The 20,659-nt window shown below is 62.3% G+C and carries 18 protein-coding genes; 11 read left to right on the top strand and 7 right to left on the bottom strand.

Annotated elements, in window-relative coordinates; all coding sequences use genetic code 11:
* Window positions 1-2 precede the first annotated feature (2 nt).
* From BMZ57_RS04265 to BMZ57_RS04225, 9 genes are all read left to right on the top strand, one after another.
* Window positions 3-1,205 (top strand): ABC transporter substrate-binding protein, encoded by a 1,203-nt coding sequence (locus BMZ57_RS04265; RefSeq protein WP_010209304.1) that lies wholly within the window; start codon window positions 3-5, stop codon window positions 1,203-1,205.
* Between the two features lie 57 nt (window positions 1,206-1,262).
* Window positions 1,263-2,123, top strand: a complete 861-nt coding sequence (locus BMZ57_RS04260) for a branched-chain amino acid ABC transporter permease (RefSeq protein WP_021492866.1) — start codon at window positions 1,263-1,265, stop codon at window positions 2,121-2,123.
* A 1-nt stretch (window position 2,124) separates the two neighbouring features.
* A complete protein-coding gene (locus tag BMZ57_RS04255; RefSeq protein WP_042572038.1) occupies window positions 2,125-3,135 on the top strand; it encodes a branched-chain amino acid ABC transporter permease in 1,011 nt (336 codons plus the stop codon).
* Complete coding sequence (locus BMZ57_RS04250; RefSeq protein ID WP_010209301.1) at window positions 3,132-3,881, top strand: ABC transporter ATP-binding protein; 750 nt, start codon at window positions 3,132-3,134, stop codon at window positions 3,879-3,881. The genes BMZ57_RS04255 and BMZ57_RS04250 overlap by 4 nt, the downstream gene beginning before the upstream one ends.
* Window positions 3,881-4,576: an ABC transporter ATP-binding protein gene (locus BMZ57_RS04245; RefSeq protein WP_042572037.1), complete on the top strand. Its 696-nt coding sequence runs from the start codon at window positions 3,881-3,883 to the stop codon at window positions 4,574-4,576. The genes BMZ57_RS04250 and BMZ57_RS04245 overlap by 1 nt, the downstream gene beginning before the upstream one ends.
* A 13-nt stretch (window positions 4,577-4,589) precedes the next feature.
* Window positions 4,590-5,858: a Zn-dependent hydrolase gene (locus BMZ57_RS04240; protein ID WP_069672516.1), complete on the top strand. Its 1,269-nt coding sequence runs from the start codon at window positions 4,590-4,592 to the stop codon at window positions 5,856-5,858.
* Window positions 5,855-7,258 carry an amidase gene (locus BMZ57_RS04235; protein WP_069672515.1) on the top strand — a complete coding sequence of 468 codons (1,404 nt, stop codon included), beginning with the start codon at window positions 5,855-5,857 and terminating at the stop codon, window positions 7,256-7,258. Before BMZ57_RS04240 ends, BMZ57_RS04235 begins: the two co-directional genes overlap by 4 nt.
* Before the next feature lie 941 nt (window positions 7,259-8,199).
* A complete protein-coding gene (locus BMZ57_RS04230) occupies window positions 8,200-9,063 on the top strand; it encodes a LysR family transcriptional regulator (RefSeq protein WP_010209295.1) in 864 nt (287 codons plus the stop codon).
* 58 nt (window positions 9,064-9,121) lie between these two features.
* Window positions 9,122-10,126 (top strand): LacI family DNA-binding transcriptional regulator, encoded by a 1,005-nt coding sequence (locus BMZ57_RS04225; protein ID WP_069672514.1) that lies wholly within the window; start codon window positions 9,122-9,124, stop codon window positions 10,124-10,126.
* Here the strand turns inward: BMZ57_RS04225 and BMZ57_RS04220 are convergent.
* The 6 genes from BMZ57_RS04220 to BMZ57_RS04195 all read right to left on the bottom strand — a co-directional run bounded on the left by BMZ57_RS04220 (window position 10,123) and on the right by BMZ57_RS04195 (window position 17,086).
* The gene (locus tag BMZ57_RS04220) at window positions 10,123-10,848 is read right to left on the bottom strand and encodes an SDR family oxidoreductase (RefSeq protein WP_021492873.1); all 726 of its coding nucleotides are present in this window, start codon (window positions 10,846-10,848) and stop codon (window positions 10,123-10,125) included. The two genes, BMZ57_RS04225 and BMZ57_RS04220, sit on opposite strands and share 4 nt — an antisense overlap.
* Before the next feature lie 140 nt (window positions 10,849-10,988).
* Window positions 10,989-12,521 (bottom strand): FGGY-family carbohydrate kinase, encoded by a 1,533-nt coding sequence (locus tag BMZ57_RS04215; RefSeq protein WP_010209292.1) that lies wholly within the window; start codon window positions 12,519-12,521, stop codon window positions 10,989-10,991.
* Between the two features lie 3 nt (window positions 12,522-12,524).
* Window positions 12,525-13,604, bottom strand: a complete 1,080-nt coding sequence (locus tag BMZ57_RS04210) for an alcohol dehydrogenase catalytic domain-containing protein (RefSeq protein ID WP_069672513.1) — start codon at window positions 13,602-13,604, stop codon at window positions 12,525-12,527.
* 28 nt (window positions 13,605-13,632) lie between these two features.
* A complete protein-coding gene (locus BMZ57_RS04205; RefSeq protein WP_069672512.1) occupies window positions 13,633-14,625 on the bottom strand; it encodes an ABC transporter permease in 993 nt (330 codons plus the stop codon).
* Window positions 14,591-16,099, bottom strand: coding sequence for a sugar ABC transporter ATP-binding protein (locus BMZ57_RS04200; RefSeq protein ID WP_010209288.1), 1,509 nt, complete (start codon window positions 16,097-16,099; stop codon window positions 14,591-14,593). Before BMZ57_RS04200 ends, BMZ57_RS04205 begins: the two co-directional genes overlap by 35 nt.
* 63 nt (window positions 16,100-16,162) lie before the next feature.
* Entirely contained in the window at window positions 16,163-17,086 is a 924-nt protein-coding gene (locus BMZ57_RS04195; protein ID WP_069672511.1) for a substrate-binding domain-containing protein, read from the bottom strand.
* Window positions 17,087-17,380: 294 nt separating this feature from the next.
* On the opposite strand from BMZ57_RS04195, the gene BMZ57_RS04190 reads away from it, so the two are divergent.
* Together BMZ57_RS04190 and BMZ57_RS04185 are read left to right on the top strand one after the other, a co-directional pair.
* Window positions 17,381-18,058, top strand: a complete 678-nt coding sequence (locus BMZ57_RS04190; RefSeq protein ID WP_044287419.1) for a sterol desaturase family protein — start codon at window positions 17,381-17,383, stop codon at window positions 18,056-18,058.
* Window positions 18,055-19,155, top strand: a complete 1,101-nt coding sequence (locus BMZ57_RS04185) for an SMP-30/gluconolactonase/LRE family protein (protein WP_044287420.1) — start codon at window positions 18,055-18,057, stop codon at window positions 19,153-19,155. The genes BMZ57_RS04190 and BMZ57_RS04185 overlap by 4 nt, the downstream gene beginning before the upstream one ends.
* 48 nt (window positions 19,156-19,203) lie before the next feature.
* On the opposite strand, the gene BMZ57_RS04180 is transcribed toward BMZ57_RS04185, so the two are convergent.
* A complete protein-coding gene (locus tag BMZ57_RS04180) occupies window positions 19,204-20,646 on the bottom strand; it encodes a PPC domain-containing protein (protein ID WP_069672510.1) in 1,443 nt (480 codons plus the stop codon).
* Window positions 20,647-20,659 lie beyond the last annotated feature (13 nt).

Below are 20,659 nucleotides of genomic sequence, written 5' to 3'. Positions count from 1 at the left end.
CCATGCAGCGTCGTACGTTGTTGAAAGCCAGTCTTACTGCAGCCGCCGCCCTCAGCCTCCCGCTGAGCATTCGGTCTGCATTCGCCGCCGAGCCCTTTACCTTTTACGGCCTCAAGTCCATGTCTGGCGCCTTTGCCAGCTATGGCAAGTTTGCCGACATGGGTTCGCGCCTGGCGGTGCAACAGCACCCGCAGGTGCTAGGTCGCGCGTTGAACTACAAGGTCATCGACACCGAAGGCAACGCCGGCAAGGCGGTGCGCAAGGTGCAGGAAGCCATCCAGCAGGACGGCGCACGGTTCTTCCAGGGTTGCACCTTGTCGTCGTCGGCACTGGCGGTGGCCAAGGAAGTCGACAAGGTGGGTGGCGTGTTCATGACCCCGGTCGGCGCCGATGAAGTCACCGGCAAGGACTGCAACCTCGCGACCTTCCGCTGGTCGGTGCCCACCTACGGTGCCATCCGCGAAACCATGGTGCCGCTGATCAAGCTGCTGCCGGACGCCAAGCGCTGGTACACCATCACCCCGCAATACGTGTTCGGCGAAGCGTTGCTCGAAGGCGCAAAAAATGTGCTCAAGGAAAACGGCCTGGAGCACATCGGCAACAGCTACCACTCACTGCAGGAACAGGAGTTCTCCGGTTACCTGACCAATGCCATCGCCGCCAAGCCCGATGTGCTGGTACTGCTCAACTTCGGCAGCCAGTCGTCCAACACCCTGCGCCAGGCGGTCAACTTCGGCATCAAGGAACGCATGAAAGTGCTGTTGGTGTGGTCCGCCGGCCTCGACCAGTTCCAGGAACTGGGCAGCGACGTGCTGGAAGGCGTGTACCTTGGCGCGCAGTACTGGCACCAGGTCGACACCCCGCTCAACCGTGAACTGGTCAAGCTCACCCAGGCCCAATACGGCATCAACCCCACCTATCCGCTGGCCGCCGACTACATCAGCACCAAGATCATGCTCGACACCATCATCGCCACCGGCAGCTTCGACGGGCCCACCGTGGCCAAGGCCATGCAGGGCCTGAGCTACGAAGGGCCGACCGGCAAGGAATCGATCCGCGCCGGCGACCATCAGGTGATCAAGGATTACTACCTGCTGATCGGCAAGGCCACTGCCGACATGGCCGACAAGGATGACCTGGCCAAGGTGCTCAGCGCCGGCCAGTCGTTTCCACCCGTGGAAGCCACGGGCTGCACGCTCGGCTGATCCCCTGAATTTGGTAGCGCAGGGCCGTGCAAGCGGCCTCCTGCAGAGGGTTCCTGCATGCTTAATCTTTACCTGTTCCAGATTCTCAACGGCCTCGGATTGGGGATGATCTACTTCCTGATCGCGGTCGGGCTGACGATCATTTTCGGCCTGCTCAACTTCGTCAACTTCGCCCACGGCGCGTTTTTCCTGCTGGGTGCCTACATCTGCTACACCGCTGTGAGCCTCACCGGCAACTTCTGGCTGGCGCTGCTGATCGCGCCGCTGGTGGTGGCCGCACTGGCCTGGGTCATCGAGCGAGTGTTGATCCAGCGGATCTATCACTTGCCGCACATGTTCCAGATCCTGGTGACCTTAGGGATCGCGCTGATCATCCAGGAAGCCAGCGTGATGATTTGGGGCCCGGTGGGCAAGAGCGTCGCCGTGCCAGAACTGCTGCGCGGCGTGCTGGTGGTGGGTGACTTCGTCTACCCCTACTACCGCCTGTTCCTCATCGTGTTCTCCGGGCTGGTCGGCCTGGGCCTGTGGCTGCTGCTGGAACGCACGCGCTTCGGTGCCCTGGTGCGGGCCGGCAGTGAAAGCACCGAAACCGTGTCGCTGCTGGGCACCAATATTTTCCGCCTGTTCTCCATGACCTTCGCCCTCGGCGTGGCCCTGGCCGGCGTTGCCGGCGTACTGTTCGCCCCGTTGCGCGGCGCCCAGCCCTTTGTCGGCCCGGAGATTCTCGGGGTGGCCTTCGTGGTGGTGGTGATCGGCGGCATGGGTTCGTTCAGCGGTGCGCTGGTCGGCGGTTTGCTGGTGGGCGTGGTGCAAAGCCTGATGACCACACTCTGGCCCCAAGGCGCGAGCCTGATGATCTACGGCGCAATGGCCGTGGTGATTCTGGTACGTCCTTACGGCCTGTTCGGGAGAGCCTGAGATGAGCGAGAAAAATCCCCTGCCGTTCGCCAAGACCCAATCCAAGGCCATGTTGCTGTGGGTGCTGGCGGTACTGATCGGCCTGCCGTTGATATTGCCCTCGGCGACCCTGGCCACCGAGATCCTGATCTTTGCCATGGCCGCCCTCGCCTGCAACCTGTTGCTGGGCTACACCGGGCTGCTGTCGTTCGGCCAAGGCATCTTCTTCGGGGCCGGCGCCTACTGTGCGGCGTTGCTGATGATTCATCTGCAACTGGGCCTGTTCACCGCATTGCTCGGCGCCGCCATCGCGGGTGGCTTCCTGGCGTTGCTGGTGGGCGCCCTGGCGATCCGTCGCACCGGCATCTACTTCGTGATGCTGACCCTCGCATTCAGCCAGATGGCCTACTTTGTCGCCTACACCCTCAGCGACTGGACCGGTGGCGACAACGGCCTGCTCAGCGTGCCACGCCCGGAGATCCGCCTGGGTGAAACCGTGCTGCTGTCACTGGCCGACGCCCGCGCCTTCTACGCGTTTGTCGCGGTGCTGTTCCTGCTGATCTTCATCGGCGCACGCCGGGTGATCGCTTCGCCGTTCGGCAGCACGCTGATGGCCATCCGCGAAAACGAAACCCGCGCCTCAGCCATCGGCTATGACACACGCCACTTCAAAATCCTGGTGTTTGTGCTGTCCGGCGCCGTCACCGGCATCGCCGGCGCGCTCTACGCGATGCTGCTGCACTTTGTGCCGCTGTCGAATATCGACCTGATGATGTCCGAAAACATCCTGATCATGACCATCGTCGGCGGCACGGGCTCGTTGTTCGGCTCGTTGCTGGGCGCCGGTTCCATCGTGTTGCTGGGGGATTTCCTCTCCGACCTGTGGCCGCGCTGGCTGATGCTGCTGGGGGTGATTCTGATCCTGGTGGTGATCTTCATGCGCGGTGGTTTGTGGGGCGGCCTGGTGTCGCTGTTTGAACGGGTGCGTGGCAGCCGCAAGGCCGCCGCTGTCGCCAAGGAGGAAGGGCTATGAGCATCCTGCTGGAAACCAAAGACCTGGAACTGGCCTACGGCGCGTTCCATGCGGTGAACGGCGTGAACCTCAAGGTCGAGGCCGGCACCATCCACACCATCATCGGGCCCAACGGCGCGGGCAAGACCAGCCTTTTCCACTGCCTTACCGGCGAACGCCAGGCCACCGCCGGGGCGATTCATTTCGACGGCAAGAACCTGATGCGCAAGCCCGCCCACGGCCGGGTCGGCTTGGGCATGGCGCGCTCGTTCCAGCTTACCAGCCTGTTCCAGAACCTCAGCGTGCGCGAAAACCTGCGCCTGGCCGCCCAAGGCCGCGACGGTGCGCGTGCCTTGAATTTCTGGCGTCGCGTCGACAGCAAGCGCGAACACCTGGAGATGGCCGACCAGGTGCTGGAGCGTCTGCAACTCACTGCCCGCGCCGATACCCTCGCCGGCGAGTTGTCCCACGGCCAGCAGCGGGTGCTGGAGGTGGGCATGTCGATCTGCTCCAAACCGAAACTGTTGATGCTGGATGAGCCCACCTCGGGCATGGGCATCGATGACATCCCGATCATGACTCAGTTGATCAGCGACCTAGGCCGTGACCACACGGTGCTGCTGATCGAACACAACATGAGCATTGTCATGTCCATCAGCCAACGCATCACGGTGATGAGCCACGGGCAGATCCTGGTGGAAGGCACGCCGGAATTCGTGCGTGCCGATGAACGCGTGCGCACCGCGTATCTTGGGGAGGCTGCCTGATGCTGATCGTCGAGAATATCCATTCCTACTACGACAAGAGCCATGTGCTGGAAGGCGTGTCGCTGACCGTCAACCCTGGCGAACTGGTGACACTGCTGGGACGCAATGGCGCCGGCAAGACCACCACTCTGCGCAGCATCCTCGGCATCATCTGCCCGCGCCAGGGCCAGATCCACTTCAACGGCCAGGCGCTGGTGGGCCAGAAAATCTTCGAAATCGCGCGCCAGGGCCTGGCGCTGGTGCCGGAGAACCGTGGGATTTTCCGCCTGCTCACGGTCGAGGAAAACCTGCGCATCGCCACGCGCAAGACCAGCCGCTGGCAGCTTGAGGACGTCTACGGCATGTTCCCGCGTCTCAAGGAACGCCGCAAAAACGCCGGCCATGCGCTGTCCGGCGGCGAGCAACAGATGCTCGCCATCGCCCGCGCCCTGCTCAACGATCCCAAGCTGCTGATTCTCGATGAACCCACCGAGGGCCTGGCGCCGGTGATCGTCGACGAACTGGTGAAGATCCTGCGCAAGGTCAAGGACGACGGCCTGCCGGTGCTGTTGGTGGAACAGAACCTGATGGTCTGCGACAAGCTCGCCGACCGCCACTACGTGCTCGAACAGGGCCGCGTGGTCTACGAGGGCAGCGCCGAAGCCTTCCGCGCCGACCCAACCATCAAAAACCGTTATTTGGCCCTGAGTGCCTGACCGGAGATTGCACATGAATAGTTTTGCGCAACCGCTCAAGAGCAACGCCCCGCTGATCAACCGCGACCGCCTCTGGCAATCCTTGATGGACCTGGCCCAGCTCGGTGCCACCGTCAAAGGTGGTGTGTGCCGCCTGGCGCTGACCGACCTGGACCGCCAGGCCCGCGACCTGTTTGTGCAATGGTGCGAGGCCGCCGGCTGCAGTGTCAGTGTCGACGCCATCGGCAATATCTTTGCACGCCGTGCCGGGCGCAACCCCGCCCTGCCCCCGGTGATGACCGGCAGCCATATCGACACCCAACCCACCGGCGGCAAGTTCGACGGGTGCTACGGGGTGATGGCCGGGCTGGAAGTGATCCGCACCCTGAATGACTTGAACATCGAAACCGCCGCGCCGATTGAAGTGGTGGTGTGGACCAACGAAGAAGGCTCGCGTTTTCCGCCGTGCATGATGGGCTCCGGGGTGTTTGCCGGTAAGTTCGATTTGCAGGACACCCTCGACAAGCTCGATGACCAGGGTCTGTCGGTCGGCGCCGAATTGCAGCGCATCGGTTATGCCGGATCCCGCGCCGTGCTCGGCCACCCGGTGGGCGCCTACTTCGAAGCACACATCGAACAAGGCCCGGTGCTGGAGGACCAGGCCACCACCATTGGCGTGGTCATGGGCTGCCTGGGCCAGAAGTGGTTCGACCTAACCCTTACCGGCGTCGAAGCCCACGCCGGCCCGACGCCGATGCACCTGCGCAAGGATGCCCTGGTCGGCGCCGCCGAGGTGGTCAGCGCGGTCAACCGTATCGCCCATCAACAACAACCGCACGCCTGCGGCACGGTCGGTTGCCTGAGCCTGCACCCCGGTTCACGCAATGTGATTCCTGGCCAAGTGCACATGACCATCGACCTGCGCCACCTGCATGCGGACAAGCTGCAAGCCATGGTCGATGAAGTGCGCGGCGTGATCGAAGACTCCGCTAAAAGGCACGGCCTTACCTTCGCGCTGACGCCGACGGCTGACTTTCCGCCGCTGGACTTCAACCCGGTCTGCGTCAACGCTGTGCGCGACGCCGCGGCTGTATTGGGCTTGAGCCATATGGATATCGTCAGCGGCGCCGGGCACGATGCGATTTTCGTCGCCGAACTCGGCCCGGCCGGGATGATTTTTGTGCCTTGCGAAGGCGGCATCAGCCATAACGAAATCGAAAACGCGGCGCCGGACGACCTGGCGGCGGGCTGCGCGGTATTGCTGCGCGCCATGGTCAATGCAGCCCAGGGGGAAACGGCATGAGCGAGATCGGCCAACTGACGGCAGTGCAACTGTTGCAGCATTTTCGCGACAAGACCTTGTCACCGGTGGACGTCACCGAAGACGCCCTGCTGCGTATCGAACGCTATAACCCGGTGGTGAATGCCTACTGCCACGTGGACCCGGAAGGCGCGCTGAACGCCGCGCGCGCGTCGGAACAACGCTGGCTCAGCGGCCGACCTTGCGGCGCGCTGGACGGTGTGCCGGCGTCGATCAAAGACCTGACGCTGACCGTCGGCATGCCGACCCGCAAGGGCTCGCGCACCACATCGGCCGAGGGCCCGTGGGACGTCGACGCGCCCTTCACCGCCTTTATGCGCAAGGCCGGTGCGGTGCTTCTGGGCAAGACCACTACCCCGGAATTCGGTTGGAAAGGCGTCACCGACAACCCGTTGTACGGCATTACCCGCAACCCCTGGGACACACGCACCACGGCGGGCGGCTCATCCGGCGGCGCGGGGGCCGCGGCAGCGCTGAACCTGGGCGTGCTGCACCAAGGCAGCGATGCCGGCGGTTCGATCCGGATTCCCTGTGCATTTACCGGCACCTTCGGGATCAAACCGACGTTTGGCTATGTGCCGCAGTGGCCGGCCAGCGCCATGACCCTTCTCTCGCACCTGGGGCCGATGACCCGTACGGTGGAAGACAGCGTGTTGATGCTACAGACCATCGCCCAGCCGGACACGCGCGACGGCTTGATCGGCGCGCCACGCACCACGCCGTGGCTCACACCGGGTACGGATCTGAACGGTTTGCGTGTCGCCTATAGCCCGAACTTCGGTTACGTGGACGTCGACCCGCAAGTGGCCAAGGTCGTCGCTCAAGCGGTGGCAGGGCTGGTGCAACTGGGCGCCCATGTCGAGCAAATCGACCCCGGCTTCAGCGACCCGCTGGAAGTCTTCAGCACCCTGTGGGCGGCCGGCGCCGCACGCCTGACAAGACCCATGAACGATGCGCAAAAACAGCTGCTGGACCCAGGCCTGCTGCGTATTGCACAACGCGGCGAACGCTTGAGCCTGGATGACTTCAACGCAGCCCTCGAAGCCCGCGCAGCCCTGGTGGCGCGCATGGCGGCGTTCCATGAGCACTACGATGTACTGGTGTCGCCGATGATGCCCATCACGGCATTCGACGCCGGGCACGACGTACCGCCCGGCTCCGGATTGGAGGAATGGACACAGTGGACACCGTTCACCTACCCCTTCAACCTGACCCAACAGCCAGCGGCCTCGGTGCCGTGTGGGTTGGCGACGAATGGCTTGCCGGTGGGCTTGCATGTAGTGGGCGCGCGGTTTGCCGACGAACAAGTGTTGCGGGTGTGCCACGCCTACGCGAAGGCCTTCCCGACCCAGCACCTCCAAGCCCCGCAAACCCCAACCTGAAATACCCCCTGTAGGAGCCGGCTTGCCGGCGCCTACACCTACCGGCTTTTGATTCAACCACTCAGGCCGGCTATCAGGCCGCCGTGCTCTTGCTTTTGATCTTGATCTTGATCTTGATCTTGATCTTGATCTTGATCTTGATCTTGATCTTGATCTTGATCTTGATCCTAAGCGCCCCGTCAAACACGCTGGCCGGAATTCGACAGGGATTTGGGGGGTAAACCGGCAGGGATGCCGGTTTAGCCGCCCCGCGCCATGGATGGCGCGTAGCGGCGGCCCCCCAAATACCTGTCGGATTACGGGCACACCGAGCCTAGGCGAGGTGCCGAGTGTTGGGGCAAGAGCGCTTTGGTTACTTTCGCGCTTTTCGAAAGTGACCCGCCGTAAGGGCGGAACCAATAGTAGTCGTTACCTAAATAACGGATATGTACCCGGGCAGATCCAACATCCAGGTCGGCTGTCAGGCCGCCTTCGCAGGCAAGCCAGCTCCCACATTTGGATCGCGGGGCTACAGTGAGATTGTCGTCGGCTGTCAGGCCGCCTTCGCGAGCAAGCCAGCTCCCACATTTAGATCGCGGGGCTACAGTGAGATTGTCGTCGGCTGTCAGGCCGCCTTCGCAGGCAAGCCAGCTGCCACATTTGGATCGTGGGGCCACAGTGAGATTGTCGTCGGCTGTCAGGCCGCCTTCGCGAGCAAGCCCGCTCCCACATTTGGATCGTGGGGCTACAGTGAGATTGTCGTCGGCTGTCAGGCCGCCTTCGCAGGCAAGACAGCTGCCACATTTGGATCGCGGGGCTACAGTGAGATTGTCGTCGGCTGTCGGGCCGCCTTCGCGAGCAAGCCAGCTCCCACATTTGGATCGTGGGGCCACAGTGAGATTGTCGTCGGCTGTCAGGCCGCCATCCACTACAATGCCCTCCATTCAACCCCGGGGGGCTTCATGGACATCGAACTGGCACGCACCTTCCTCGAAATCACCCGCTGCGGCAGCCTGGCCGCAGCCGCCGAGAAACTGCACGTCACCCAGACCGCCATCACCGCGCGAGTCAAAAGCCTCGAAAGCCAGCTAGGCAGCACACTGTTCGTGCGCAACCGCGCCGGCGCCAGGCTGACCGCCGACGGCGAGGCCTTCGTGGTATACGCCAACCAATTGCTGCAAACCTGGGAAGCGGCAAAACGCGACCTGCCGCTGCCCGATGGCTACCGCAACGTGCTGCATATCGGCGGCGAGGTCAGCCTGTGCAACCCATTGATGCTCGGCTGGGCCCAGGCCCTGCGTCAGCATCTCCCCGGCCATGCGCTGCGCACCGAAGTACGCGAAGGCGAGTACCTGTTGCGCCAGCTGGAACTGGGCGTGCTCGACGCCGCGCTGGTGTTCCAGCCGCAGTACTGGCCGGGGTTGCAGGTGGAGCAAGTGCTGGAAGAAAAACTGATCCTGGTGCAATTGGTGAGCAATCCGGCCCCCTACGTGTATATCGATTGGGGCCCCGGCTTTCGCCAACAGCACGATGCCGCCCTGCCCGACAAGGCCCGCGCCGCGCTGAGTTTCAACCTCGGCCCGCTGGCGTTGCAGTACATCCTGGAAAACGGTGGCGCCGGCTACTTCCGTACCCGCGTGGTGCAGAGCTACCTGGACAATGGCGTGATGCAGCGCGTGCCCAAGGCGCCGGAGTTCAGCTTCCCCACTTACCTGGTGTATTCACGGGCGCGGGATTCGGCGGTGTTGCAACAGGCACTGGGGTTGCTGCGCGAAGTGGTCAAGGCTGAAAGTGACTGGTCGCAGCGCTGGGACCCATTGATTTGAATCACCCTCCCCCTGCGCGCATGCTAGCCTGCGAGTGTTTCCTTTTGCAGCCTTACCGATGAACAAGAAAAAGTCCGTCACCATCAGCGATATCGCCAAACGCGTCGGCATGACCACCATCACGGTGTCCCGGGCGTTGAGCAAACCCGACTTGGTCAAGCCGGCCACCCTGGCGCGCATCCTTGAAGTGGCACGGGAGATGGACTACGTGCCCAACGCCTTCGCACGCGGGCTCAAGCGCAGTGAGAGCCTGATCATCGGCGTGATCACCGCATCGGTGGACAACCCGTTCTACAGCGAAATGATCAAGGCGATTTCCCGCGAGGCCAAACAGCACGGCTACACCATCATGCTGGTGGACACCGATGAGCTGGAAGAACTGGAAAGCAAGGCCGTGGATACCCTGCTGGGCTACCGTGTGGCGGGGATCATCCTGTCGCCGGTCTCGGATGAGCCGAGCTATCAGCCCGACTACCTTGAACGCCTGGCCAACGGCAAGACCCCGGTGGTGCTGCTCGATCGCACGATCCATGACAGCCCGTTCAGCCGCGTGGTGCTCGACAACTACCACAACGGCATCCAGGCCGCGCATTACCTGCTGCGCCAGACACCAAATCTCAAGCGCCTGCTGGTGCTGACCGGCCCCGAGCACTCACGTATCACCGTCGAGCGCCTCAAGGGCCTGCGCGAAGTGCTGGCCGAACACCCGCAGGTAGAGGTCGCGGTGCAGGCCGGCGACTACACGCTGATGCCCTCCTACCTGCACACCCTCGACTACCTGGCCGAACACTCGGCGCCAGACGCGATCATGGGCTTCAACCAGTTGATCACCCTCGGCGCCCTACGCGCACTGCGCATGCACAACATCGCCCACGACAGCCTGACCATCTGCGGCATCGACCGCCTGCCCTTCGCCGATATCTTTGGCGTGCCCATCGCCTGCGTGGCCCACGATGCGTCCCTGGCCGGCAGCAGCGCGGTGCGCCTGCTGCTCGACCGCCTGGAAGACCCGTTCAAGCCACGGGACAAGGTGGTGATCGCCGGCCAGTTGGAAAACGGCTAGCGACTGGTGTAACCGCCGTCGATGGGCAAGCTGACGCCACTGATCATGCTGGCGGCGCGACTCAGCAGGAACAGCACCGGCAAGGCCACTTCCACGGTTTGCGCAAAGCGCCCCAATGGAATGGCCGCCAGCGCCGGGTCACGCTTGGCCGGCTCGGACCAGGCCATGGCTGCCATCGGCGTGAGCGTCACCGTGGGGTTGACACTGTTGACGCGTATGCCAAAGCGACCCCACTCGGCGCATTGCACACGGGTGATCGCATCCAGCGCGGCCTTGGACGCGCAATAGCCAAGGTGATCGTCCAGGGCCACCAGCGAGGCCTGGCTGGAGACGTTGACGATGCTACCGGCGATCTGCGCTTCTATCATCTTGGCCGCCACGCGGCTGGCGACTTGCGCGGCGGCACGGGCATTAACCTGCATCACTTGGTCGAAGGCTTCGGCGCTGATGGCAGCGGCGGGCTCCAGGCGCGAAATGCCGGCGCAGTTGACCAGGCCATGCAGCGGCGGCAGGTCGTGCAGGGCTTTGTCGAGGGCGGCGCTGTCGGCGATGTCCAGGCAGAGGGTGTGGCAACCGAGTTGGGCCAGAGCTTGCGCGTCGCGACCCAGGGCGAAGACTTCAGCGCCGCTGGCGATGAGCTGTTGGGCGATTTCGCGACCGATGCCGCTGCTGGCGCCGGTGACGAGGATACGGTGGTGGGTGAAGTCGAAGGCTGCGTTCATGAATACACATCTCAAAAGCAATGAAGATCCCCTGTGGGAGCGGGCTTGCTCGCGAATGCGGTGGATCCGCCAATGAATCTGTTGACTGACACACCGCATTCGCGAGCAAGCCCGCTCCTACATTTTTGGACTGTGTTGAATCAGTTGGTTTGCAGGTTATGCATGATCGGTTTCAGCGCGGGATACAGCTTCAAGTACTCGGCAAACGCCCGGTCATAAACCCCGACGTTTTCAACCTTGGGCTCCGCCCGCAGCGCCAATTGCACCCACCCTTTGTCCATCTCCCCATCACTCACCAACCCCACCGAATGCGCCGCCAACAACGCCGCACCCAACGCCGCCTCCACCTCCTGAACGATGGTGTACACCGGGTACTGCGTAATATCCGCGATGATCTGCATCCACAAATCCGAATGGCTTGCCCCACCCACCACAATCAAGCGCGGGTCCAGGGAATGCGCGCCACGGGTGCCCGCTTCGATGTTGTGCCGCAAGGCAAAACTCACGCCCTCCAGCACCGCGCGATACAGGTGAATGCGGCCGTGGTAAAGGTTCAAGCCGACAAAACTGCCACTGGCACGGTCATCCCAAACCGGACTGCGTTCACCCATCAGGTACGGCAGGAACAACAGGCCTTCGCTGCCCGCCGGGAGGTTCATCGCACGCTGCTCCAGCAGCACCAGGCTGTCCTGGCCGGTAACCTTGGCTTGTTGCTCTTCGGCCTGGCAGAACTGCTCGCGAAACCAGCTGACCGAGGCACCGGCCGTGATCGCACCGCCGAAGATGTACAGGTCGCGGTGGCCGTTGTAGACGTGGGGCATGCTGACCAAGCCGTGATGGGCGTCCACCTGTTGGTTCAGGTAACCCCAGCACATGCTGGTGCCGATCATTGCCACGTGGTTGCCCGGCTGGGTGACCCCTGCGGCCAGCGTGGCCATGGCAGCATCGACGCCACCGGCAAGCAACGGCGTGCCAGCTTGCAGGCCCAGGCGTGTTGCCCAGGTGTCGAGCAGGCCACCCACCACCTCCCCTGAATACACTAGCCGCTGCGGCATCATTGTCTGGGGAATGCCCAGCGCATCCAGCATCTCCCCCGACCAGTCACGCGCCTTCACGTCGTAGACACCGCCGATATTGCCGGCGCTGCTATGGTCCACCGCCAACTCCCCGGTGAGGCACCAATTGATATAGCTGTTGGGCGGCAACAGGTAGCGGGTGTTCGCCCACACCTCAGGCTGGTGCTGCTTGAGCCAGAGCATCTTGGTGAAGCCATAGTAGCTGTCCACCGAATTGCCGGTGATCGCGAACAGCCGGTCCAGGTCAACCTGCTCGCGTACCCAGGCTACCTGCTCGCCGGCGCGGCGATCCATCCAGATCAGGCACGGGTGCAGCGGCGTGATCTGCGCATCCACCGCAATCCCCGAGCCGCCGTACAGGCTGCTGATGCACAATGCCTTGACCTGTTCCGCCGCCACGCCGGCCTTGGCCATGCACTGCGCCACACAGGCCTCGACCGCATCCAGCCAGACCTGAGGCCATTGCTCGGCCCAGCGCACTTTCGGGGTATCCACACGATACCCCTGGCTGTGCTGGGCGATGATCGTACCTTGACCATCCACCAGCAGCGCCTTGGTGCTCTGGGTTCCTATATCGACACCCATCACGTAGTTCATTTTTCAGACCACCGGCTTCAACAGCACCTTGATCGACTTGGTCGAGTTCGCCAGCTCGAAGGCTTCGGCCCAGTCGTCCAGCGGGAAGTCATGGGTAACGATGCCCTTGGACGTGACCAGGCCGCGCTCGAACAGGTCGATGGCGATCGGGTAGCAATACGGCCCGAGGTGGGCGCCGCGTACGTCCAACTCCTTGCGATCGCCAATGATCGACCAGTCGACGCTGGTCTCGGCACCAAACACGCTGAACTCGACAAAACGCCCGAGCTTGCGGATCAGGTCCAGGCCCTGGGTCACGCCGGCCGGAACGCCGGTGGTTTCGATGTACACGTCGCAGCCATAGTTGTCGGTCAGGCCATTGATGATCTCGCGGGCGTTGTCCCGCGACGGGTTGATCACCACATCGGCGCCGAACTTCTTCGCCAGTTCCAGGCGCTCGTCGACCATGTCGATCACCACCAGTTTCTTCGGCGTCTTCAATGCAGCGACCTGGACCATGCACAAGCCAAGGGTGCCGGCACCGGCGATCACCACCACGTCATCAAGCTGGATATCGCCGCGGTTGACGGTATGGATGGAACAGGCCATCGGTTCCACCAGCGCCGAGTCTTCCAGCGACACCGACTCGGGGATCTTGTGCACGATGGCGGTCTTGGGAATGCGCATGTACTGGGCCATGCCGCCTTCGGCCACTTCACGCTGGAAGCCGAAGATGTTGTGCACTTCGCACATCCAATACTTGCCCGACTTGCAGAAACGGCACTTGCTGCACGGCACGATCTGTTCGGCGATCACCTTGTCGCCCACCGCGACTTCGAAGTGCTCTTCGGCGCCCTCGCCCGCTTCTACCACATAGCCGAAAAACTCGTGGCCCGGCACCACCGGCGCCTTGACCCAAGGGTTGTCGCCGCCCCAGAACATCGCTGCGCCCGAGTGGCACTTGCAGTCACTGGCGCATATGCCGCAGGCGGCGATGCGGATCACCAGTTCATTGGCGCGTGCCTGGGGTTTGCCGATGCGTTCCAGGCGATAGTCTTTGGGGCCGTGGCAGACGACGGCTTGCATTTCGGTGTGCTTGTCCATGGTGTCGAGTCCTGTTCTTGTTAGGAGTTTATTTGTGGCGCTGACGGCTGATAAAAATCGCCAGCAAAATGATCCCGCCCTTGATAACGCTTTGGACGTAGGGCGAAACACCAAGCATGTTCAATCCGTTGTTCAACACGCCGAGCAGCATGGCGCCGAGCAACGTACCGACGATCACGCCGCGCCCGCCGGCAATCGAGGCGCCGCCGAGCACCACCGCAGCAATCGCATCCAGCTCGAACGACACGCCGGCATTCGGCTGGCCACTCATCAGGCGTGAGGTGAGTACCAGCCCGGCAATCGCCGCCGTCAGGCCGCTGATGCCATACACCAGCAGCTTGAAGCGCGCTGCGCGCACGCCGGACAAACGCACGGCTTCTTCATTGCCGCCGATGGCGTAGATGTAGCGGCCGATGCGTGTGTGTTGCAGCAGCACATAGGCGACCAGGTAGGTGAGCAGCATGATCAGGATCGGCACCTGGATGCCGAACAGGCTTTCGCGGCCGAAGAACGCAAACCAGTCCGGCAAACCGGAAATCGGATATCCGTCGGTGTACATCAGGCCCAGGCCACGGGCGATGCCCATGGTCGCCAGGGTGACGATGATCGGCGGCATGTGCAGGTAGGCCACGAACAAGCCGTTGCCGATGCCGAAGGCCACGCCGATCAACATGCCTGCGCCAATCGCTAGGCCCGGCGGCAGCCCCGTGACCATCAACCCGGCCGTGAGCGTGCCGGACAAGGCCATCACCGGCCCTACCGACAAATCGATGCCGCCGGTGAGGATCACGCAGGTCATGCCCACCGCGATGATCGCGTTGATCGACACCTGGCGGGCGATGTTCGACAGGTTGCTGGCAGTGAGGAAGGTGTCGCTGGCAAGGATCATCACCAAGGTCACCACCACCAGCCCCACGAACGGATAGAAGGCCGGCGAGCGCACCAGCCGCGCCAGGTTGAGGCGCAGCCGGCTGCTGTCGCCGGTACTAATGGACGTATTCACTTGAGCCCCCTGTTGCATGGCGCATGACCTCTTGAGGATTGACGGCGGACGCTTCGAGTAGCTTGACGATGGCGCCCTTATGGAACACGGCGACCCGGTCGCACATGCCGATGATTTCCGGCAACTCGGAGGAAATCATGATGATTGCGTAGCCCTGCTCGGTAAGGCTGCGCATCAGCGCGTAGATCTGCGCCTTGGCCCCCACGTCGATGCCACGGGTGGGCTCGTCGAACACCAGCACATCGCAGTGGTGGTTGATCCAGCGCGCGATCACCACCTTTTGCTGGTTGCCGCCGCTGAGGTTGAACACCCGGCTTTCGCTGCTGGGAGCCTTGATCGACAGTTGCTTCATCAGGCCCTCGACACTGGCGCATTCGCGGTTTTTGTCGATCAGGCCCGAAGCGTTCTGGTATTTGGGCAGGTTGTTCAGCGAGATGTTTTCGCGAATGCTGAAGTCGGTGATCAGCCCTTCGCTCTTGCGGCTTTCCGGCAGCAGGCCGATGCCATGGGCCAGCGCCTGGGCCGGGTCGTCGAGGGTGATTTTCTCGCCGCGCAGCCACACGTCTTTGCTCACAGACGGCAGCGCGCCCATCATGCCCAGGGCCAGTTCGGTGCGACCGGAACCGACCAGTCCGGCAAAGCCGAGGATCTCGCCCTTGTGCAGTTGGAAGCGGTTGTGGGGCCCGTTGCGCACCAGCTGGATATCCTTGACCTCCAGCAACAGCGGGCCGCGTTCGCGGGTCGGTTTGGGCGGGAAACTGCATGCCAGGCGACGCCCGACCATCATCTCGACCAAGTGATCGATATCACTGTCGGCCACATCGGTAACGCCGACATTGCCGCCGTCGCGCAACACGCTGATGCGGTCACACACCTGGAAAATCTCCTCCAGGTGATGGGAGATGAAAATCACCGCCACGCCCTGGCGCTTGAGCTCGCGCATGATCTCGAACAGCAGTTCCGCCTCACTGGGCGTGAGGGTGGCGGTGGGTTCGTCAAGCACCAGCAGGCGCGCATCCAGGGCCAGGGCCTTGGCGATCTCGACAAACTGCTGCTCGGCCACGCTCAGGTGCTTGACCGCACATTGCAGGTCGATGGTCACGCCCAGGCGCTTGAACAAGGCCTCGCTGGCCTCGACCATTTCGCGCTTGCGCAGCAGGCCGAAGCGGTTGCTCAGCTCATGGCCGAGGAAGATGTTTTCCACCGCCGTGAGGTAGGGGATCAGGCTGAATTCCTGGAACACGATGCCGATACCGGCGGCAATCGCATCGCGATAGGTCGCGAACTGCTGCGCCTGGCCATCGATCAGGATCTGGCCCTCGTCTTGATGCTCGACGCCGCCGAGGATCTTCATCAGGGTCGATTTGCCCGCGCCATTTTCGCCGAGCAAGGCATGGATCTCGCCGCGCTCGACTTGCAGGTTGATGGACTTGAGGGCCTGTACCCCCGGGTAACGTTTACAGATGTTTTCCAGCTTCAGAAGACTGCTCATACCGCCGACCTCGTATTCAGAAGGATGACCTGGGCCCCACGGATTGTGTGGGGCCTGGGTGATTTACCAGCTGAAATCCTTGGCTTTGGCCTGGTCGATCAGGGTGATGTCCACCGGGAGGGTGGCCGGCACCTGCGCGCCCCACTTCCTGGCCAGGGCAATGCCCAGGGCGAGGCGGATCTGATCGCGGGGGTATTGCGCCGAGGTGGCGATGAATTTGCTGCCGGGCTTCTGGATCGCCTCGATCGCTTCCGGTGCGCCGTCGACGCTGACCAGTTTCACGTCCAGGCCGCTGGCTTCGATGGCAGAGAGCGCACCGAGCGAGCCGTTGTCATTCACGCTGAAAATGCCCTTGAGGGTGGGCTGGGCCTGCAACATGTTCTCGGTGACGGTCAACGCCTGGTCACGTTCCTGCTTGCCGTTCTGGATGCTGACAATCTTGATGTCCGGGTGCTTCGCCACGGCCTCCTTGCAGCCGCGCACGCGCTCGAGGATGGGCACCACGGCGATGCCGTCGAGGATCGCGATATTGCCTTTGTCGCCGATGTTCTTGGCCAGGTATTCACAGGCCTGGAAGCCGGCGTCGAAGTTCTTCAAGCCGACGAAGGAATCCAGCGGGCCGTCCGCCTGGGCGTCCACCGCGACGACCACCACACCCGCAGCGTGGGCAGACTTGACTGCCGATTGCACGCCGACCGAATCCGTGGGGTTGATCAGCAGGATATCGATGCCTTTTTGCAGCATGTCTTCAACGTCACTGACTTGCTTGGACACGTCGTGGCGGGCGTCGGTGATGATCAGTTTCGCGCCGATGGTCGCCCCGGCTTCTTCAAGGGCGTTTTTCATGGTGACGAAATAAGGGTTGTTGATTTCCTGGAAGGACGCGCCGATACGAATCGGCTTGGCAGCGTCGGCAAAAGCAGGAGCAGCGGTGCCGAGGGTGATGCTTACAGCCAATAAACACAGGGTTTTCGGAAGCATTTTCATGGCGTGGTTCTCTGTTTTGTTTTTATTGTTAGAGCAAATGTTATCGTTAACATTTTTCCAAAAGCTAACAAGTAAATTCGGCAGGCGCAAGGGGCCACTGGTCGGTCGCGATCGAAATGTAGGAGCGGGCTTGCTCGCGAATGCGGTAAGCCAGTCACCCAATGGAGTGCCTGACACACCGTTTTCGCGAGCGAGCCCGCTCCCACATTAGATTGGTGTACCACGCAAAAACTCGCACAAATTCGAGTACCAACTAAGCTCACTCTCCAACAAAAAGCCGCTGAGCTGCCCGCCATGGCCCACCCCACCGAGACCTTTCGCGCCCGTTACCGCGCCAACGTCGCGCCCCACTACAACCCCTGGCTCCACGCCAGTTTCGTGTTCGGCTACGGCGTTGCCTGCATCACCCTGGCCTGGTCATCCACTGCCCATATATCCGCATTGCAATGGCTGACCGTGCCCGCGACCCTGGTGTTCTTCAACCTCTGCATCTACCTCGTACACCGCCACCTCGGCCACCACAAACACGCCTTGGCCCGCCTGTTCTACGCACGCCACACCGGCGACCATCACAGTTTCTTCACCCCCGGCCACATGACCTACGACAGCCCCCGCGACTGGCGAGTCATCCTGTTCCCGGCCTGGCTGATCGTGCTGCACAGCCTGGCAATCACCCTGCCCGCCTGGTGGTTGCTCAATCAATTGAGCCCCAACGTTGCAGGGCTGTTCGCCGGGTGCATGATCCTCGGGTATTTACTTTACGAAGTGTTTCACGCCTGCGAGCACCTGCCCGCCGAGCATCCGGTGGCGCGCTTGCCGTGGATCCGCCAGATGCACCAACTGCACGCCCTGCATCACCGTCGTGAACTGATGCAGGGGCGCAACTTCAATATCGTCCTCCCTTTGATGGATTACCTCTTCGGTACCCTGCACTGGGAACCGAGCACCCCGGACAACCAGGAATCGTCATGAGCACCCGTCCAAAAAAACTGCGTCATCTGCTGTTTGTACTGTTTCTGGCGGTGATCGCCTTCCTGCTGTTGATGCCCACTAAGGTGCAACCGGTGAATTGGACACCGCCCAAGGCTCCGTCGATGAAAAGCGGCCCTTACGCCGAAAACCTGCGCCTCAAGGGCGTGCAGAGAATCGGCGCCCAGGACATCGCCGGCCCCGAGGCCTTGTTGCTGGATACTCAGGGCTACCTGATCAGTGGTTTGCATGACGGACGCATCATCCGCACCTCGCCCGACAGCCGCAGCCTGGAAGTATTGGTCAATACCGGTGGGCGGCCCTTGGGCCTGGCGATGCACCCGGATGGACGCTTGATCGTTGCCGACGGGATCAAGGGCTTGCTCGCCCTGGATGCCAAGCGCCAGCTCACCACCTTGAGTACCAGCGCCAACGGCGTGCCCTTTGGCTTTACCGATGACGTCACCGTAGACGCGAGCGGGCGTTATGCCTACTTCAGCGACGCGTCGAGCCGCTGGGGTTATGGGCAGGACGGTGAAGCGGTGATCGAACATGGCGGCGATGGTCGGCTACTGCGTTATGACTTCAGCAACGGCACGACCGAGGTGCTGCTGGACCAGTTGCAATTCGCCAACGGCGTTGCCTTGGGCCCGGATGAAAACTTTGTGCTGGTGAATGAAACGGGCGCCTATCGCATCAGCCGTTACTGGCTCAAAGGCGAGCGCGCCGGTACCCATGACCTGTTTCTCGACAACCTGCCCGGACTGCCGGACAACCTCAGCTTCAACGGCCAGGACCGCTTCTGGGTAGCGCTGTACTCACCACGCAATCCCTTGCTGGACAGATTTGCCGGCTATCCATCGCTGCGCAAAGTGATGGTGCGGGCGCTGATGGTGGTGCCCAAGCCTATCGAGCACAAAGCCTTTGTGCTGGGGTTGGATACCGAAGGCAAGGTCATCGCCAACCTGCAGGATGGCAGCGCGGGGAACTACTCGCCGATCACCACCGCGAGGGAGTACGGAAACTGGTTGTACCTGGGCTCGCTGACGAGCACGAGCATGGCGCGCCTGCCGTTGGACCTGGCATTGGCGGGTGAATAAAAAAGGGGCAGCCTCGTCAGGCTGCCCCTGCTTACTTACACCGTTGAATCAGTGGACGATGTTCTGGGTGCAGATGTGCCCGAAGGTCACGTAAGGCACGTTCTCGCCCCCCACGCCCACACCCGGGAACTCGTCCAGCTCGATACGCCAGCCGCCGAAGTTGAAGGTGGTGTCCCAGGTGTAGGTGACACCGGTGCTGCTGTCCGGGTACTGCACACGGTTATCGCCGAAGCACTCACCGATACCGGCACTCGCCTGGGATGTGCCCGCACTGTTGGTGGTGGCCTTGAAGTCGGTCCAGTGGAACTCGGCACCGTCGAAGCGTTTGTCGATGCGCAGGACCGGCGTGACACCCAACAGCGGTGCGCCCGTGGAGTCGGACCAGTTGGTGGTCCAGTTCACCGTACGTGCGGCCTGGGTCGCCATCCAGAAAATCGACGCGGGTACACGCACGATATTGTCGCCCTTCACATCCGATGTGTTCAGCCGCGGCGTAGAGCCCAAGCTCAACTGGTACTGCTTGGTCGGGTCTTGTACCGCCGCCGGGTTGGCCCGCACACGCACCTTCACGGTAGTGCCCGGCGTGACACTCGGGTAGGTGGAGGTCGAACCGGCAGGGATGGTGACCCAATTGACGCCGTCAAAACGGTCGAAGATCCATTGGTTGCGACTGCCGCTCGCGTCACCGGCCAGGTACATGCTCACGCTTTGGCCACGCACCGCCTTGAAGTCGAAGTAATCGACATCGTTAGCGTTGTCGAGGTTGCCGGTCACCTTGTTCATCGAGTCCGGCAGCACAAAGGCGGTTTGCGGCGAGTCATTGGGCTCGTAGGCGTCGATGTTGGTGTCCACCGCCACGCCAAAGCTGAACTGCGAGTTATTGGCAACCTTGGCGACCATGTACCAGTAGTAGTCACCGGCCGGCAGCACACCGTTGAGATACTCGTCGGCATTGCCCGCCGCATCCGAGGAACCCACCACGCTCAGGTTGCCCTGGCCGTCGTCCTGAAACAGGGTCAACGACATGTCGCTGCCCGCACTCTGGTTGACCAGTTGCACCTGGATCCGCGCGTTCTCAGGCAGATTGAAGTGATAAGCGAACTCTTCACCTTGAGCCACCCCGGTGATGGTGTACAGCGTGTTGATATCCAGAGTCGGGAACAGGGGTACGAAGGCCGCAACGGCAGCGCTTTTCAGCTCGGCCTGGCCGGGCTTTTTCAACTCGCCGACCACGGTGTTGAAAGGCGCGGATTTGACGGACTGAGTGACAGCCTTGGACTGGCCGGTCTTGGCCGCCTGGAGTTTTTGCTTGAGGCTGGCCGGGACCTTCGCCGCGTCCAGCTTGCCACCGGATTTGAGCGCTTTGTCCACGGCCTGCTTGACCGCTTCGGCGCTGAGTTTCTGAGGGGTTTGCTCGGCCAGGGCAAAGGCCGAAACGAAGCAGGAGGCTGCCATGGCTGCGCCCAGCATAAAGGCGTTTTTCGATTTCATTTTTTATCCATCC

Source organism: Pseudomonas simiae (genome assembly GCF_900111895.1).
Lineage (GTDB): Bacteria > Pseudomonadota > Gammaproteobacteria > Pseudomonadales > Pseudomonadaceae > Aquipseudomonas > Aquipseudomonas simiae.
This window is presented reverse-complemented; position numbering and strand designations above follow the sequence as displayed.

Coding starts and splice junctions, on each gene's coding strand:
- BMZ57_RS04210 (WP_069672513.1), bottom strand. CDS start 13,604: ATGGACAAGCACACCGAAATGCAAGCCGTCGTCTGCCACGGCCCCAAA.
- BMZ57_RS04235 (WP_069672515.1), top strand. CDS start 5,855: ATGAGCGAGATCGGCCAACTGACGGCAGTGCAACTGTTGCAGCATTTT.
- BMZ57_RS04245 (WP_042572037.1), top strand. CDS start 3,881: ATGCTGATCGTCGAGAATATCCATTCCTACTACGACAAGAGCCATGTG.
- BMZ57_RS04220 (WP_021492873.1), bottom strand. CDS start 10,848: ATGAACGCAGCCTTCGACTTCACCCACCACCGTATCCTCGTCACCGGC.
- BMZ57_RS04205 (WP_069672512.1), bottom strand. CDS start 14,625: ATGCAACAGGGGGCTCAAGTGAATACGTCCATTAGTACCGGCGACAGC.
- BMZ57_RS04200 (WP_010209288.1), bottom strand. CDS start 16,099: ATGAGCAGTCTTCTGAAGCTGGAAAACATCTGTAAACGTTACCCGGGG.
- BMZ57_RS04260 (WP_021492866.1), top strand. CDS start 1,263: ATGCTTAATCTTTACCTGTTCCAGATTCTCAACGGCCTCGGATTGGGG.
- BMZ57_RS04190 (WP_044287419.1), top strand. CDS start 17,381: ATGGCCCACCCCACCGAGACCTTTCGCGCCCGTTACCGCGCCAACGTC.
- BMZ57_RS04255 (WP_042572038.1), top strand. CDS start 2,125: ATGAGCGAGAAAAATCCCCTGCCGTTCGCCAAGACCCAATCCAAGGCC.
- BMZ57_RS04215 (WP_010209292.1), bottom strand. CDS start 12,521: ATGAACTACGTGATGGGTGTCGATATAGGAACCCAGAGCACCAAGGCG.
- BMZ57_RS04195 (WP_069672511.1), bottom strand. CDS start 17,086: ATGAAAATGCTTCCGAAAACCCTGTGTTTATTGGCTGTAAGCATCACC.
- BMZ57_RS04240 (WP_069672516.1), top strand. CDS start 4,590: ATGAATAGTTTTGCGCAACCGCTCAAGAGCAACGCCCCGCTGATCAAC.
- BMZ57_RS04250 (WP_010209301.1), top strand. CDS start 3,132: ATGAGCATCCTGCTGGAAACCAAAGACCTGGAACTGGCCTACGGCGCG.
- BMZ57_RS04225 (WP_069672514.1), top strand. CDS start 9,122: ATGAACAAGAAAAAGTCCGTCACCATCAGCGATATCGCCAAACGCGTC.
- BMZ57_RS04265 (WP_010209304.1), top strand. CDS start 3: ATGCAGCGTCGTACGTTGTTGAAAGCCAGTCTTACTGCAGCCGCCGCC.
- BMZ57_RS04180 (WP_069672510.1), bottom strand. CDS start 20,646: ATGAAATCGAAAAACGCCTTTATGCTGGGCGCAGCCATGGCAGCCTCC.
- BMZ57_RS04185 (WP_044287420.1), top strand. CDS start 18,055: ATGAGCACCCGTCCAAAAAAACTGCGTCATCTGCTGTTTGTACTGTTT.
- BMZ57_RS04230 (WP_010209295.1), top strand. CDS start 8,200: ATGGACATCGAACTGGCACGCACCTTCCTCGAAATCACCCGCTGCGGC.